This is a genomic window from Lacrimispora sp. (assembly GCF_036758025.1).
Taxonomy (GTDB): Bacteria; Bacillota; Clostridia; order Lachnospirales; family Lachnospiraceae; genus Lacrimispora.
In genome coordinates this window covers 68,636-82,188 of record NZ_DAIOXM010000002.1, presented here as the reverse complement: position 1 = coordinate 82,188, position 13,553 = coordinate 68,636, and the positions used below count along the sequence as shown (strand labels likewise).

Sequence of the window (13,553 nt, the reverse complement as noted above, 5' to 3'; positions counted from 1 at the left end):
TAAATGAGAATTATTAACCCTTTTGTTGTTGCAAATGCGATTCATTTGCACTTGACAAATATATCCTGAGTCGTTATCATATATTATAAATGCAAATAAGAACCATTTGCAAGTGAAATTTAGGAGGGATATAATTATGTTAAAAAAATGGGCAGCCATGCTGCTGTGCCTGATTGCCGCAGCGAACCTTTCAGCCTGCAGTAATAATAAGGGGAGCAGCCCTGCAGCCACAACGGCAGCAGAAGAGAGCAGTACGGCGGAGAGCAGTGCAGAACAGACAAGTGCAGCGGAAGAAAGCAAGATAAAGGTTACTGTCACCTTTGATGCCATGAAGGAATTTGTTGCGGCTGTAGGCAAAGATAAAGTTGAAATTTCAACCGTGATTCCTGCGGGAACGGAAGCACACGATTTTGAACCAAAGGCTCAGGATCTGGCAGGCATAAGCGATGCAAAGGTTTTTGTCTATAATGGACTTGGAATGGAAGGCTGGGTAGAAGATGCAATTTCTGCCGTTAATAACACAGAGCTGATTGTTGTGGAAGCCTCCAAGGGAGCCGATGTCATTGAAAGGGAAACTGATTCAGAAGACCATGAAGAAGACGGGGATCATGAAGAAGAGGCAGATCACGAAGAGGATGGAGAAGACGAAGACGGACATTCTCACGGAAAGTATGATCCGCATTTGTGGCTGAGCTTAAAAGGCGCCCAGACTGAGGTGGAGAATATCAAAGATGCTCTTGTCCAGGCAGATCCGGACAACAAGGAGTATTACGAGCAGAACAGCAATGATTACATTGCCAAGCTGGAAAGTCTTTACAACGAATATAGCGATAAGTTCCAGTCCGCAGAGAGAAAGAACTTTGTAACCGGGCACGCTGCTTTTGGATACCTGTGCCGGGATTTCGGTCTGGTGCAAAACAGCGTAAGAGATATTTTTGCAGAAGGAGAACCTTCCGCCCAGCAGCTGGCCCAGTTGGTTGAATATTGCCGGGAAAACAACGTAACCACTATTTTTGCAGAAGAAATGGTAAGCCCTGCAGTGTCCCAAACCCTGGCTAATGAAGTCGGTGCAGCAGTGGAAACCGTCTATACCATAGAAAGTGCCCAGGACGATATGACATATCTGGAGCGTATGGAAAGCAATCTGTCTAAAATTTATGACAGCCTCACTGGAAATTCATAAGCAGGCAGAAATCATAAACATACATGTGCATAATAAAAATCGCAGTCCATTATAACGTGGGCTGCGGTTTTTATTTACAGGCGTTCCGCTATTTCCAGTCCGAAAGCCAGGTTTTATCATTTGCAATAGCATTTACCACTTCCTCACCGGATTTGAAATCGTCGAAAGTTCCCCTGTTAATTTCACTGATGGCATTGCTTAACAGTTTTTCGTAATAGGCTTCCGGTGAGATGTCTGCTGTGCTTTGCACGAAGCTTTGCCGGGATTCAAAAGAGGCCATTCGTGCATACTCGTCTTTTACCTGGGCTATGAGTTTATCACGGTTCATTTTATTTTCTCCTTTGCATGGAGTGTTTATTATTTATCGTTACCGGGTTTGTGGCGGCTGCCGGACTGTTTCTTATTATTCCGGCTTTCTCCGTCTAATGCGCTTTCAGCCATGGTAGGGCCGCCGTTGGCTTTTTGCTTACGGATTGGTTTTGGGTCAAGCTGTGAATCCTTTGCCATAATCATTCTCCTCGCTTCATATTAATACGGTTATTATTTGCAGGCAAAAGAATATTATTCAGAAATGAAACTGCAAAGCCTGAGATATAATAATAACCCTATTTTCTGCAAGATAAAAATGAAGCGGCAAATGAATTTATAGGAATTGTATTTCCGGTTGCAAGACAGCGGTGATTTCCAGTATAATAAACATGTCAAAAATACCAACATACCAAAGCAGTGGTTTGCTTTTTTAATATTAACCCGCCGCCAAACCCCTGTCAGGTTAAAACGCCATAAGGAGTCTGAGAAATGAATCGAATCGTTGTTTTGAATATAACATTCACATTTGGAGAAAACCCCGAGACAATTCATCCGGTTGTATTAATGGATGATAAAAATATGATCCTGATTGACTGCGGATATACCGGATTTTTCCCTGCAATCAAACAGGCCATGGAAGAAAACAACCTTAACAGTGCAGATTTAACCCATGTTTTAATAACCCATCAGGATCACGACCATATGGGCGGATTATGGGAATTAAAACAGGAATATCCCCGCGTACAGGTTGTTGCAGGCAAAAAAGAATCACCCTATATTTCCGGCCAATTGAAGTCTCTGCGGCTGGAACAGGCAGAAGCAATGCAGTACCAGCTTCCGGAGGAACAAAAGCAGTTCGGCCTGGAGTTTTGTAATATTCTGAAAAGTGTTCGTCCTGTTCCGGTGGATTTGGAAGTATGTGACGGAGATACGTTTGACTGGTGCGGTGGCTGCACCATTGTGGCAACTCCGGGACATACGCCGGGTCACATTTCTATATTTGTAAATGAGAAAGAAGTCTTGATTACAGGAGATGCAGCAGTACTTGACCATGGGAAAATGGTAGTTGCAAATCCTCAGTATGCATTGGATATAAAAGAAGCGAAAGCCTCCTTTCAAAAAATTAAAACATACGGAGCAAAAGAAATTATCTGCTATCACGGAGGTGTCCTGATTCCTTAACCTTCTCTCTGTAAGAAGATCATTGATAAAAGGAGAAAGAATCATCATGATTGATGAAATACTGCAATATAACAAAGCCTTTGTTGAAGATAAAGGATACGAAAAATATATCACCAGCAAATATCCAAGTAAAAAAGTTGCCATCATCACCTGCATGGATACCAGATTAACAGAACTGCTGCCCTGCGCCTTGGGGATAAAAAACGGTGATGCCCAAATTATCAAAAATGCAGGCGGGATTATTTCCCACCCATTTGGAAGTGTTATTCGAAGCCTGCTGATCGGCATTTACGAATTAAATATCCAGGAGATCCTGGTAATCGGTCATACGGATTGCGGAGCCATGTGTACGGATAGTGAGAAAATCATAGAAAAAATGAAATACCAAGGGATAAAGCAGAATAGCATTGATATGATAAAATACTATGGAATTGATTTCGATTCGTGGCTGTCCGGCTTTAAAGATCTGAGTGTTTCTATTAACAAGACGGTAGATTTGATCCGTAAGCATCCTTTGATTCCGGAGGAAATAAAGATATATGGCCTGATCATAGATTCTGTAACGGGAGAATTAAAAAGGGTTGATGATCTCTAACATGCAAATGGCAGATTCTTCCGGAATCTGCCATTTATAGATAAACAAAATATCAACGAAAACCTATTCTATCAATTATCCTGCTCCAGCGCATAGGCACCATTGCTCTCAATGACCTTTTGATACCAGTAAAAGCTGTCTTTTTTCATTCGTTTCAAGTCTTTTAAGTCCTCGTCATTCCGATTGATATAGACAAGCCCATAGCGCTTCTGGTATCCATTGCTGGTACTGAGCACGTCCACAAACGACCATGGGAGGAAGCCTTCCACCTTTACACCTAACTCAACTGCACGGTGTATGGCTCTTAAATGCTTCTGCCAGTAATCAATGCGGTAATCATCATGGATACTTCCGTCGCTTTCCAATTCGTCTCTGGCGCCCAGGCCATTTTCCGTAATAATCATGGGGATCCGGTATCTCTCATAAATATCCCGCAGCAGGTATTCCATACCATCGGGATCAATGGTCCAATCCCAGTCATTGGTATCTGCATTGGGGTTTTTCATATACTCATAAAAGTCAGGCATCACCTCATAAGCGCCCATAGCACCCCTTTGCCCTTTCAAATTGCTTTTTGCTTCTACCAGATGATTTTTCTCACTGTCCGGATACTTTACACACTTACTGGCATAATAGTTGACTCCCAGAAAATCAAGACAGCCTTCCCTTATGATTTCCATATCCCCGTCCTCAATCACCGGTGCCAACTGCTGCTCTTTGAGATAATTCAAAGCTCCCACCGCATAATCTCCCCTGAAATAGATATCCAGGAAGAAATGGTTTTTTAAGTCCTCTGCATTTAGCATTGCCAACATGTTTTTCGGAGAAGAATCCAGTCCATAGACCGGGGAATACCCGATTGCTGACCCTGCCCGTCCATTCTTTACATACTTATGGACCATCTGGCTCACCTTTGCCTGTGCCAGATTCATGTGGTGATTGATTTGAAACTTTATCTGTGGATTGTCATGGTATTTGGAAGGGATATAATTTTTCTTTTTCCAGAATTCCACAATAATGCTCTGTTCATTTATAATCAGCCAGTCCCTGATTCTGTCTCCATATCTCAAAATCAAATATTCTCCGTAAGCAGCAAAATCTTCCACACTCTGCCGACTGACCCAGCCATCGTATTTTTCCACCAGAGCCATAGGCATATCGTAATGGTAAATGGTTGGGACCGGAGTAATGCCATTGCGCAGCAGTTCATCAATCAAATTGTCATAAAATGCAATCCCCTGTGGATTCACTTCTCCCACACCATCAGGGAAGATTCTGGACCAGGAAAAGGAAAAACGGTAACCATTAAAGCCGCACTCCTTCATTAATGCAATGTCTTCTTTGTACCGGTGGTAATGGTCACTGGCAACGCTGGCATCAGAAAAACCCGTATCCCGGTTTAATATATCCATCTGGGACAGCTTTTTTCCATCTTCTTCGGCAGCCCCTTCCACCTGATATGCACTTGTAGCAGCTCCCCATAAAAAGCCTTCCGGCATTTGCTTCTGTCTTTGATGATTCATTCCGACTACCTCCTTATTTATGTACTGTTTTCAGGTTCCTTCTTCCATTTTCTTATAAAACTTCTCAAACAACGTGATCATCTTTTCCGTCAGGTTCACTTCTGTCATAATTGTCATCAATGTGTCCTGTGCATGGTTAAACAGCAGGCTTGGCGGTATGGACTCTTCTCCTGAAATTTCGGCCTGAATCATTTCAGTCTGGGCATTGTGGGCTTTTAATATCTCCCCCCTGGCCTCTGCCAGATGTATTTTTGCTTTTTCAAAGTCAAAGGCCTCCACACAATCCAAAGCCTTTCCCGCCTTGTTCCTGGCGTCTCCTGCTGCAATGACAATCTCCATTGCCACTTTTACTACCTTATCTTCATCCTCGTACAACGCTTTTTCCATAAATTAACTCCTCATTTTTTTATTTATTGAACCCCGTCTTCCTCAATGCACTGCTTTTCATATACCTTATAAAATGGATACCAAGTCACAAGATATAGGATAAATAATACCACATACACCGGCAAAGCCCGCCAATCTTCCGTAATCATGACACTGGAAAACGGTGCCGGAATCTGTCCCACCTGTATCATCTTTGACGGTATATTCAAAAGCCCGAAATGCATGGTGAGCCAGACAACGGCAGGACCGATAATGCTGTTAATCCATATGGGAAGCATGAGCAGGGGATTAAATACCACCGGAGCCCCAAACATCAGCGGTTCATTAATATTGAACAAAGACGGACCGATACAAATTTTTCCCATGGTTCTCAGCTTTTTTGATTTTGATTTAAGCATCAGCACATTGAGGGGAAGGGTTCCTCCCCTGCCGCCCATGGTGATCAATGCCGCTGTAAAAACAGCTTCGCTGGTAGCAATGTTTACCGGCACTCCTCCGCCTGCCACTGCAGCTATATTTTCTGCAATAGCGGCTATAAAGATGGGTGTCGTCACCGCATTAAATACCCAGCTGGAAATTCCCATGGAGTAAAAAATAACCGGAACAAAACAAAGCAGAATAAATCCGGGAAGGGTCTGAGCCCCTTGCTGTAATGGCATAAAGAGATTTAAAATTAACTGGTAAAAGTCCAGTCCCAGTACATCGCTGAGAACCATGGCAATCCCCAAAGTTATGGTAATGGGAATAATATTGTTGATCCATTCACTGACAAAGTCAGGAAGAGTCACATTGTTTTCCAATACGTGAAGCTTTGCGTAAAAATGAAATACAAGGGACACATAAATACCCACGACCAATGCAAACATAATGCCGGCAGCTCCGATTCTCCCGTTGGCAATCTGAAATACTCCATCCACCACCTGGGGCTTGCAGAACAAGAAATAGGCGGCTATTGCAGTCAGGGACGCATTGATCTGATATTGTTCATGATGCAGCTTAATCATGGCTTCATGGGTCATAATAAATACGACAAATACGGCTAAGAATCCAAAGGTATAGTTAGCAATTACACTCAGATTCGGTAAAAAAGATAAATAGGACCGGAACACATTGTAAAAAAAGATCAGGGAGCCTGCCAAAATGAAAGGAAGCACCTTTTTCATCGTACTTGCTACCGAATCAATCCATGGATTAGCAAACACCTTCCTGGCCTTTGGAGCAAATACATTAGATAACCATTCCATCAATCCATTCATGCCAATGTTCCTCCTTTTTCACTATCTGCCAAAAGAGCCAGATTTACCAATTCTTCCCCATCTAAAGCAGAATAAATATGAGCTGGAATTAATCTCACCTTAATTCCCCTGGGTTCATATTCTTCTTTCAGCTTAGCCAGAGCCCCTTCATAATGAGGCCCTACCAATAGAACGTCCATTTTGTTTGTATATTCGCTGATTACGCTTTCACTTCTGGCATCAATAGACATGTCCAGTTTTCTTTTCTTTGCAGCCTGTCTCGCTTTCTGAGCCAAAAAACCGCTGGAAAAGCCTGCTCCGCAGCATAATAACACTCTTAATGTACTCATAATCTCTCCTTCCTGACGTTATCCGCCAGCATCATTGGCAACTTTCTACGGTGTCAATGATGTCCATTAATATTTCATAACGTTTGTCCCGGATCAGCCGTCTGATACAGCTTTCATCCATCATAAATTGAGGAGCTGTCATGTAAAAAGCCTCCAGGTTTTCTTTTTGAGTTGAAATAGACAGTAAAAATACCACCTGTACATCGCAAAGATACCACCGCACAGGCTTATTCAAAATTGCCACGCACACAAAGGTTTCATCAGTCAAAGGTTTATAAGGATGAGGAATTGCGATCTGGCCGCAGAAATCCGTCTGCATAATTGTTTCCCTGTATAAAACACTTCCTTCAAACTCCTCCGGTATCTGACGCACCATTCCAATGCGCCGGCACATCTCACGAATCACCTCTTCCCGGCTGTCCCCTTCCACATCCACGAAGAATAAATCCTCTGAAAAATACTGTTTTATGGTGTCCGGCTGATTATCTTCTAAAACCCGCTTTACCTGTCTGATATTATGTCTGTCAAAGAAATACTGCACCTGATAAATAGGAACCGGAACCGGAACAGTTATAGGAACCGTAGAAAACACATAATCTACATCATGGAAATCCTTGTCCGGCAGTGAACCGATATCACAGATTTCCACCTTGTTTAAATATCCTTCAAATAATTCCTTAAACCTGTATTCAAACAGCCTGGCGCTTCCCTGTCCCGATGCACACACCAGCAAAATGTTACGTTTCTTTTTTTTCTTGTTTCGCTCCAGGGAAAGAGCAAAACATAATGCCAGGTAGCCAATCTCATCCTCTGATACGATGACATGAAAGTATTCCGATAACACAGTGGCAGCCTGTGCCGCCACTGCGTAGGGGAAGCTGTATACCTCCTTGATTTCTTTTAACATGGGATTTTCCAGTTTCAGATGGTATTGAAGCCTGATCCGCAAAGATACCATATGCTGTCTCAGAGAGGTGTTTAAATCAAAATCTGATTTGAAATCCAGCTGGAATACCTGATAAACATTTTCCAGCATTTCATTCACCAGCTGGTTTATCTCCATATCAATGACCACATTTCCGTTTTCACCGGCAAGCAGCTTTTTCTTCCCTGATAGATGGATGGCAATATACTTGACCTCCGGAACCGGAAAACATATACCCAAAGCATGCTCCAAACCCAGACTGCACATTTGAGCTACCTGGATGTCTCCCTCCTGCAGCCACTCTTTGCTGTCAACCTCTTCCATGGTAATTTTACACCCCATATTCCACCGGTAAAGAGCGATCTGGATTTGAAGAACAATGTTGGAAATATCCGTTTCGTAAATGGTATATCCCCTTTTGTGGATGCTGTCCAGCACCTGTTTTCTTATTATTTCGAAATCTACAAAGGTTTCATAGATTTTCCCGAACCACACATCCCTTAATTCATAAAATATGGCACTCAGGCACAAACGGAAGGCGAACTCAGTCCCTTTCATTTTCAGCCCATAGTAAGGCTTCCTTTCCAGAGATATATGATGGCGGTTCAGGAACTTTTCCACGCTTTTTAAATCAATGGATATAGTTTTTCTCGATACAAACAATTGGTCGCAGAGAGTCTCCGTTTTTATGTAATCCGGAGTCTGAAAAAGCAGTGCCAGCACATACTCCATTCTCTGTTCTCCGGAATCGGGAATTGAGGAAGGTGTTTCTTTCCTGCAAAATTCCTGGTATAGTTCTCTGCCCGTTATATGAAGGCATACCCCCTTGTTTCTCTGCCGTCCTATTGAGGCGCCATTTCCACACAGCATTTGTTCCAATTGGCTAAGCAGGCTTCTGATAGTTCTCTGGCTTAGTTGAAGCTTTAAGGCAAGTTCACCGATCGTTATGAACTCATCCTCTGAAAGGTTAGCCAACAATGTACCCAGTCGTCCATCCACTTGCATCCCCCTCCCTATACCAAATTATCAATATATTTATAACTGCAGTCTTACCTTATTGATGATCTCAGTATAGCATCTTAAAATTGATGAATCAATTTCCGCTTTTTCCATTATAAAGTGGAAAAGATTACTCGGATTATGTTTACTTAATTATTTATATAGGTGCCTATAATGAGATTTACAATGTCCTTTTCCCATTTGAATTTCCCTCAAGGCGTCTTTATTTGTAACAAAGTCAAGAAAAAACATTTTTGGCTTTTAGTATGTGTAATTATAGATTATAATGTATATGGTATAAAGAACAAAAAGACCGGTAATTAGGCAGGGCATGAAATTAATAAAAAGTAAAAGTTTTATGTCCGGCCCGCTTTTAAATGATGGTCGTTTATACTTTAAGAATGAAACTTTAACATGAGGATGAGGAGCCATAAGATGAGCTTAAACTTTAATGTAGAAACTCTTATATTCACCATTGTTTTAGGACATCTTTTTTCCGGGATATTAGGGATCGCCTACATGACCCAGCATAAAAAGGATTCTTCCTTATATATATTTTTATTTGCAAGGCTGTTTGACACCTGTGCATGGATTCTCCTTGGCATGCGAGGGATGATCAATACATTTATATCCATTTCAATCGGAAATTCCTTCTTGATTATTGCCCAGGTTTTGCAGAGTACTGCTTTTTTAAGTATAAAAGACCGCTATAGCAAAGTGATAAAAAGGAGATATTTTATCGTTGCCGCCATTTCAATTATTGTGCTTCATCTGGCCTTATTGCTGCATGATATAGCCGGTGTGAGGGTTGCTATTATGTCCATCAGCGGGGTCATACTGTGGTTTTACCCAATCTATATCCTGTTAACGGATAAAAATTCTTCTGTTCTGCAAAAGACGGTTGCCTTTATTTATACGGCAGAGCTTCTTTTGCTTGTTGTAAGAAGCTATATGGGATTCAAGCTGGGCGAGTCCATGCAGCTGATGTCTGATAATATATACAATGTTTCGTTTTATATCTTCCTTTATCTGATTATGCTGATTGGAAATATTGGTTTCATCCTTATAGCAAAGGAAAAATCAGATTTGGAATTAATTAAGGTTGCAACCTATGATGAGCTGACGGATATATTCACCCGCAGGGAGTTCTTATCTCAGGCAAAGGAGACCATTGCACTATGCTCAAGAAAAGGAGAACCCCTTTCCCTTTTCCTGATTGACGTAGACAATTTTAAAAAGATAAACGATGCTTATGGTCACTTCGCAGGCGATCAGGTGCTGAAAGAATTTGCCATGCTCATAAAAGGCCAACTGCGCAATCACGGTCTGTTTGGAAGGTTTGGCGGAGAAGAATTTACGGTACTGCTTCCGGGAACCGGAGAAGAAGCGGCTTTTGAAACTGCAGAGAGATTGAGAAAGACCATAGAAAATGCTTCTATTGATATCGGCGCAGGCCAGATTGTAACATTCACCATAAGTATAGGAATGGTCACTGTTACGCCTGATGAAAACACTTCTATATACACATTATATAAACTGAGCGATGATGCCATGTATGGGGCCAAAAGGAATGGACGGAACCGGGTGGAAATAGCCAAAGCGGAAGATTCCGTGTCCTGAATTCATTTGCTTTTTCCCGCGGCTTTAGTATAATAAAGGTAATTGAGAACAAAGACAGGAGAACGAAATTATGAAAAAATATGACTATGTGCTGGTTGGATGCGGCCTTTATTCCGGTGTTTTCGCATATCTGGCTAAGCAAAAAGGAAAGAAGTGCCTGGTGGTGGAGAAACGGAACCACATGGGTGGCAACATTTACTGCGAGGAAATAGAAGGGATACATGTTCACACCTATGGAGCCCACATTTTCCATACCAGCAACAAGAAGGTCTGGCAGTTCGTCAATGAGCTGGCAGAATTCAACCGCTATACCAACAGCCCGGTGGCTAACTTTAAAGGTGAAATGTATAACATGCCTTTTAATATGAACACCTTCAGCAAGATGTGGGGAATTTCCACTCCGGCTCAGGCAAAAGCTAAAATTGAAGAGCAGAAGGCAGCTGTTTCAGGAGAACCGCAAAACCTGGAAGAGCAGGCCATCAGCCTTGTGGGCGCAGATATTTACGAAAAGCTGATAAAGGGGTATACGGAAAAGCAGTGGGGAAGGGATTGTAAGGAACTTCCTGCCTTTATTATCAAACGCCTTCCTGTACGTTTTACCTATGACAACAATTATTTCAATGACTTATATCAGGGAATTCCCATTGGCGGATATAATGTGATTATTGAAAAGCTGTTTGAGGGCTGCGACATAGAGCTGGGAGTAGATTATTTAGAAAATAAAGATCATTACGACAGTCTGGGAGATAAGGTGATATACACCGGAACCATAGACGCGTATTACGGATATCAGTTTGGAAAGCTGGAATACAGAAGCTTGAAATTTGACACAGAGGTAGTGGATACAGATAATTACCAGGGCGTGGCAGTGGTGAATTATACGGACCGGGAAACTCCATACACCAGAATCATTGAGCATAAGCACTTTGAATTCGGCACCCAGCCAAAGTCTGTCATCACCAGAGAATATTCCGTGGACTGGAGCGAAGGCATGGAGCCTTATTACCCTGTCAATGATGCCAAAAACCAGGAACTGTATCAGAAATATGCCAGTCTGGCGGAAGAGGAAGAGCAGGTGATTTTTGGCGGACGGTTAGGGGAATATAAATATTATGACATGGATAAGGTGATTGAATCGGCTATGAAGGCGGCTGAGGCTTATTTATAATAGAGATATATTATACCTTCTCGCCCAGAATGACAGGGCGTCAAGAAGCTGAAAAGACCGAAGCACTTAAGCCCGGACAGGTTTAGGTGCTTATTTACTTTTCCCCCCGGATATAGTACAATACAACGGAAATGAACCGTTAAAATTGGAGGAAACTATGAACGTTGTATACGCTTCCAACGACAATTATGCCAGGCATCTGGCCGTATCTCTTTATTCCCTTTTGGAACATAACAGGGAAATTTCAGATGTCCAGATTTATATATTATCTATGGGATTATCCCCTGAAACGAGAGCCTGTCTGGATCAGGTAGCCGGTACCTTTGGCCGAAGCCTGACCATCATAGAGCTGGGAGATTTAAGGGAACGTTTTTCCTATGAAGTGGACACCGGTGGCTTTGATTTAAGCATTATGGCCCGTTTGTTCATCGGGGAGGTCCTTCCTCCTGATACGGACCGGGTCCTGTACTTAGACTGTGACACCGTAGTCCTTTCCTCTTTAAAACGTCTGTGGGAAATGGGGCTGGATTCTTCTATTTTAGGTGCAGTCATGGAGCCGACCATATATCCGTCCATTAAGGAGGAGATCGGCCTTTTGCCGGATGAACCCTATTTTAATTCCGGAGTCCTCTTAATTGATATGAAACGCTGGAGAGAGGAACATGCAGGAAAGCTGCTTCTGGATTTTTACTGCTCCAGAGGAGGAAAGCTTTTTGCCGGTGATCAGGATACCATCAACGGAGCGCTGAAGGGAAAGATTAAGCCTTTGCCTCCCCGGTATAATTTTTTCACTAATTACCGCTACTACCGGTACAGCCATTTGACACGGCTTTCTCCTATCTATAAAATAATTACAAAGAAAAGTTTTCAGGAAGCCAAACGCCGTCCTGTCATCCTGCATTTTATGGGAGATGAAAGACCCTGGAAAGAGGGGAATTTGAATCATTACCGCAAAGCTTATGAAACTTATCTTTCCCGCACTCCCTGGGCCGGGGCTCCAAAAGAAAATGGAAGCCGTCTTTATATGGCTGCCTATCACCTGATGGATTACGCAACCTTTTTATGCCCTCCGGTTCGTGATTTTGTAAGCCGCAGGTTCGGGATGCAGGTGATTAATTCCAGGAAAAATGTTCAGAAGGAAACCGGTCAAAAGGAGAAGGCATGAATATAAGCTGTATTATCCTCAATTATAATGATCCTGAAACCACGGAAAATCTGGTAAAGTCCATATCTGGTTATGAAGTTCTGGATTCCATTGTCATCGTGGACAATCACTCCACCGACGATTCTTTTTCCAGATTAAAAGCTCTTGAAGGGGAGAAGATCCATCTGATCCAGGCGGAAAAAAATGGGGGCTATGGCTATGGAAACAATCTGGGAATCCGGTACGCTTACCAGAGCCTTAATGCCACCCATGGTCTCATTGCCAATCCTGATGTAAAGGTTTCAGAAGAATCCATAAAGGCTATGAAAAAGGCTTTTTCTAAGATAGACAAGCTGGCGGTAGCCGCTGCGGTCACCACCGATGGGACCGGAGCCATCGCGTTGTCAAGCTGGAAGCTAAACGGTCTTCTTGGAGATATTCTTGATACCGGACTTATTACAAGGCGGCTTTTTGCCCCCTTGCTCAATGGAAGGCCGGAATTAAAGGCCGATTTTGCAGCAGCAGGAAAAGGAAAATACGCATATGTGGATGCGGTGGCAGGTTCGCTTTTTATGGCTGATCTGACAGCTCTGATGGAATGCGGCCTCTATGACGAGGATGTTTTCCTGTACTATGAAGAAAAGATACTGGGATTTAAATTGAGGGAAAAAGGATACAGGACCATCCTTCTTTTAAACCACTCTTATATGCATCTTCATTCCGTTTCCATTGATAAGAGCGTGGGCTCTATCCTAAGGAAACAGGCTATTCTTCATAAGAGCAAGTTGCATTATTACAAAGACTATTTAAAGATTAACCGGTTCCAGAAGTGGCTGATAAAAGCATTTCTGGGAGGCCTTATGGCTGAGATCTGGTTTTTGACTAAGATTGTGGGACTGTCCTGGTAAAACATCCACTTTCTGGAAGGAGGAA

The 13,553-nt window shown here is 42.5% G+C and carries 14 protein-coding genes; 7 read left to right on the top strand and 7 right to left on the bottom strand.

The features are described 5' to 3' along the window. Positions 1-136: 136 nt before the first annotated feature. The gene (locus V7M78_RS02695; protein ID WP_333646182.1) at positions 137-1,183 is read left to right on the top strand and encodes a metal ABC transporter substrate-binding protein; all 1,047 of its coding nucleotides are present in this window, start codon (positions 137-139) and stop codon (positions 1,181-1,183) included. An 88-nt stretch (positions 1,184-1,271) separates the two neighbouring features. On the opposite strand, the gene V7M78_RS02690 is transcribed toward V7M78_RS02695, so the two are convergent. Next, complete coding sequence (locus V7M78_RS02690) at positions 1,272-1,511, bottom strand: hypothetical protein (protein WP_333646180.1); 240 nt, start codon at positions 1,509-1,511, stop codon at positions 1,272-1,274. A gap of 29 nt (positions 1,512-1,540) precedes the next feature. Further along, on the bottom strand, positions 1,541-1,690 hold the full coding sequence (locus tag V7M78_RS02685) for a hypothetical protein (protein ID WP_333646178.1): 150 nt from the start codon (positions 1,688-1,690) through the stop codon (positions 1,541-1,543). Between the two features lie 291 nt (positions 1,691-1,981). On the opposite strand from V7M78_RS02685, the gene V7M78_RS02680 reads away from it, so the two are divergent. Both V7M78_RS02680 and V7M78_RS02675 read left to right on the top strand, forming a co-directional pair. Further along, complete coding sequence (locus tag V7M78_RS02680; RefSeq protein ID WP_333646176.1) at positions 1,982-2,674, top strand: MBL fold metallo-hydrolase; 693 nt, start codon at positions 1,982-1,984, stop codon at positions 2,672-2,674. Positions 2,675-2,720: 46 nt separating this feature from the next. Beyond that, positions 2,721-3,269 carry a beta-class carbonic anhydrase gene (locus tag V7M78_RS02675; protein ID WP_333646174.1) on the top strand — a complete coding sequence of 183 codons (549 nt, stop codon included), beginning with the start codon at positions 2,721-2,723 and terminating at the stop codon, positions 3,267-3,269. Between the two features lie 71 nt (positions 3,270-3,340). On the opposite strand, the gene V7M78_RS02670 is transcribed toward V7M78_RS02675, so the two are convergent. Genes V7M78_RS02670 through V7M78_RS02650 form a run of 5 tightly spaced genes read right to left on the bottom strand, consistent with a single transcriptional unit; the run spans position 3,341 to position 8,688 of the window. Beyond that, the gene (locus V7M78_RS02670) at positions 3,341-4,792 is read right to left on the bottom strand and encodes a glycoside hydrolase family 1 protein (protein ID WP_333646172.1); all 1,452 of its coding nucleotides are present in this window, start codon (positions 4,790-4,792) and stop codon (positions 3,341-3,343) included. 30 nt (positions 4,793-4,822) lie between these two features. Continuing rightward, positions 4,823-5,179 carry a PTS lactose/cellobiose transporter subunit IIA gene (locus V7M78_RS02665; RefSeq protein WP_333646170.1) on the bottom strand — a complete coding sequence of 119 codons (357 nt, stop codon included), beginning with the start codon at positions 5,177-5,179 and terminating at the stop codon, positions 4,823-4,825. A 23-nt stretch (positions 5,180-5,202) separates the two neighbouring features. Further along, a complete protein-coding gene (locus V7M78_RS02660) occupies positions 5,203-6,435 on the bottom strand; it encodes a PTS transporter subunit EIIC (RefSeq protein WP_333646168.1) in 1,233 nt (410 codons plus the stop codon). After that, the gene (locus V7M78_RS02655) at positions 6,432-6,764 is read right to left on the bottom strand and encodes a PTS sugar transporter subunit IIB (protein ID WP_333646166.1); all 333 of its coding nucleotides are present in this window, start codon (positions 6,762-6,764) and stop codon (positions 6,432-6,434) included. Before V7M78_RS02655 ends, V7M78_RS02660 begins: the two co-directional genes overlap by 4 nt. A 31-nt stretch (positions 6,765-6,795) precedes the next feature. Continuing rightward, positions 6,796-8,688, bottom strand: coding sequence for a BglG family transcription antiterminator (locus tag V7M78_RS02650; RefSeq protein WP_333646164.1), 1,893 nt, complete (start codon positions 8,686-8,688; stop codon positions 6,796-6,798). Between the two features lie 435 nt (positions 8,689-9,123). Between V7M78_RS02650 and V7M78_RS02645 the strand changes: the two genes are divergently transcribed. The 4 genes from V7M78_RS02645 (at position 9,124) to V7M78_RS02630 (ending at position 13,528) form a co-directional block, all read left to right on the top strand. Further along, the gene (locus V7M78_RS02645) at positions 9,124-10,308 is read left to right on the top strand and encodes a GGDEF domain-containing protein (protein ID WP_333646162.1); all 1,185 of its coding nucleotides are present in this window, start codon (positions 9,124-9,126) and stop codon (positions 10,306-10,308) included. A gap of 70 nt (positions 10,309-10,378) precedes the next feature. Continuing rightward, positions 10,379-11,476: a UDP-galactopyranose mutase gene (gene glf, locus V7M78_RS02640; protein WP_333646160.1), complete on the top strand. Its 1,098-nt coding sequence runs from the start codon at positions 10,379-10,381 to the stop codon at positions 11,474-11,476. 157 nt (positions 11,477-11,633) lie between these two features. Beyond that, a complete protein-coding gene (locus V7M78_RS02635) occupies positions 11,634-12,641 on the top strand; it encodes a glycosyltransferase family 8 protein (RefSeq protein ID WP_333646158.1) in 1,008 nt (335 codons plus the stop codon). Beyond that, complete coding sequence (locus tag V7M78_RS02630; RefSeq protein ID WP_333646156.1) at positions 12,638-13,528, top strand: glycosyltransferase family 2 protein; 891 nt, start codon at positions 12,638-12,640, stop codon at positions 13,526-13,528. The genes V7M78_RS02635 and V7M78_RS02630 overlap by 4 nt, the downstream gene beginning before the upstream one ends. Positions 13,529-13,553: the final 25 nt, after the last annotated feature.

Coding starts and splice junctions, on each gene's coding strand:
- V7M78_RS02695 (WP_333646182.1), top strand. CDS start 137: ATGTTAAAAAAATGGGCAGCCATGCTGCTGTGCCTGATTGCCGCAGCG.
- V7M78_RS02690 (WP_333646180.1), bottom strand. CDS start 1,511: ATGAACCGTGATAAACTCATAGCCCAGGTAAAAGACGAGTATGCACGA.
- V7M78_RS02685 (WP_333646178.1), bottom strand. CDS start 1,690: ATGGCAAAGGATTCACAGCTTGACCCAAAACCAATCCGTAAGCAAAAA.
- V7M78_RS02680 (WP_333646176.1), top strand. CDS start 1,982: ATGAATCGAATCGTTGTTTTGAATATAACATTCACATTTGGAGAAAAC.
- V7M78_RS02675 (WP_333646174.1), top strand. CDS start 2,721: ATGATTGATGAAATACTGCAATATAACAAAGCCTTTGTTGAAGATAAA.
- V7M78_RS02670 (WP_333646172.1), bottom strand. CDS start 4,792: ATGAATCATCAAAGACAGAAGCAAATGCCGGAAGGCTTTTTATGGGGA.
- V7M78_RS02665 (WP_333646170.1), bottom strand. CDS start 5,179: ATGGAAAAAGCGTTGTACGAGGATGAAGATAAGGTAGTAAAAGTGGCA.
- V7M78_RS02660 (WP_333646168.1), bottom strand. CDS start 6,435: ATGAATGGATTGATGGAATGGTTATCTAATGTATTTGCTCCAAAGGCC.
- V7M78_RS02655 (WP_333646166.1), bottom strand. CDS start 6,764: ATGAGTACATTAAGAGTGTTATTATGCTGCGGAGCAGGCTTTTCCAGC.
- V7M78_RS02645 (WP_333646162.1), top strand. CDS start 9,124: ATGAGCTTAAACTTTAATGTAGAAACTCTTATATTCACCATTGTTTTA.
- glf (WP_333646160.1), top strand. CDS start 10,379: ATGAAAAAATATGACTATGTGCTGGTTGGATGCGGCCTTTATTCCGGT.
- V7M78_RS02635 (WP_333646158.1), top strand. CDS start 11,634: ATGAACGTTGTATACGCTTCCAACGACAATTATGCCAGGCATCTGGCC.
- V7M78_RS02630 (WP_333646156.1), top strand. CDS start 12,638: ATGAATATAAGCTGTATTATCCTCAATTATAATGATCCTGAAACCACG.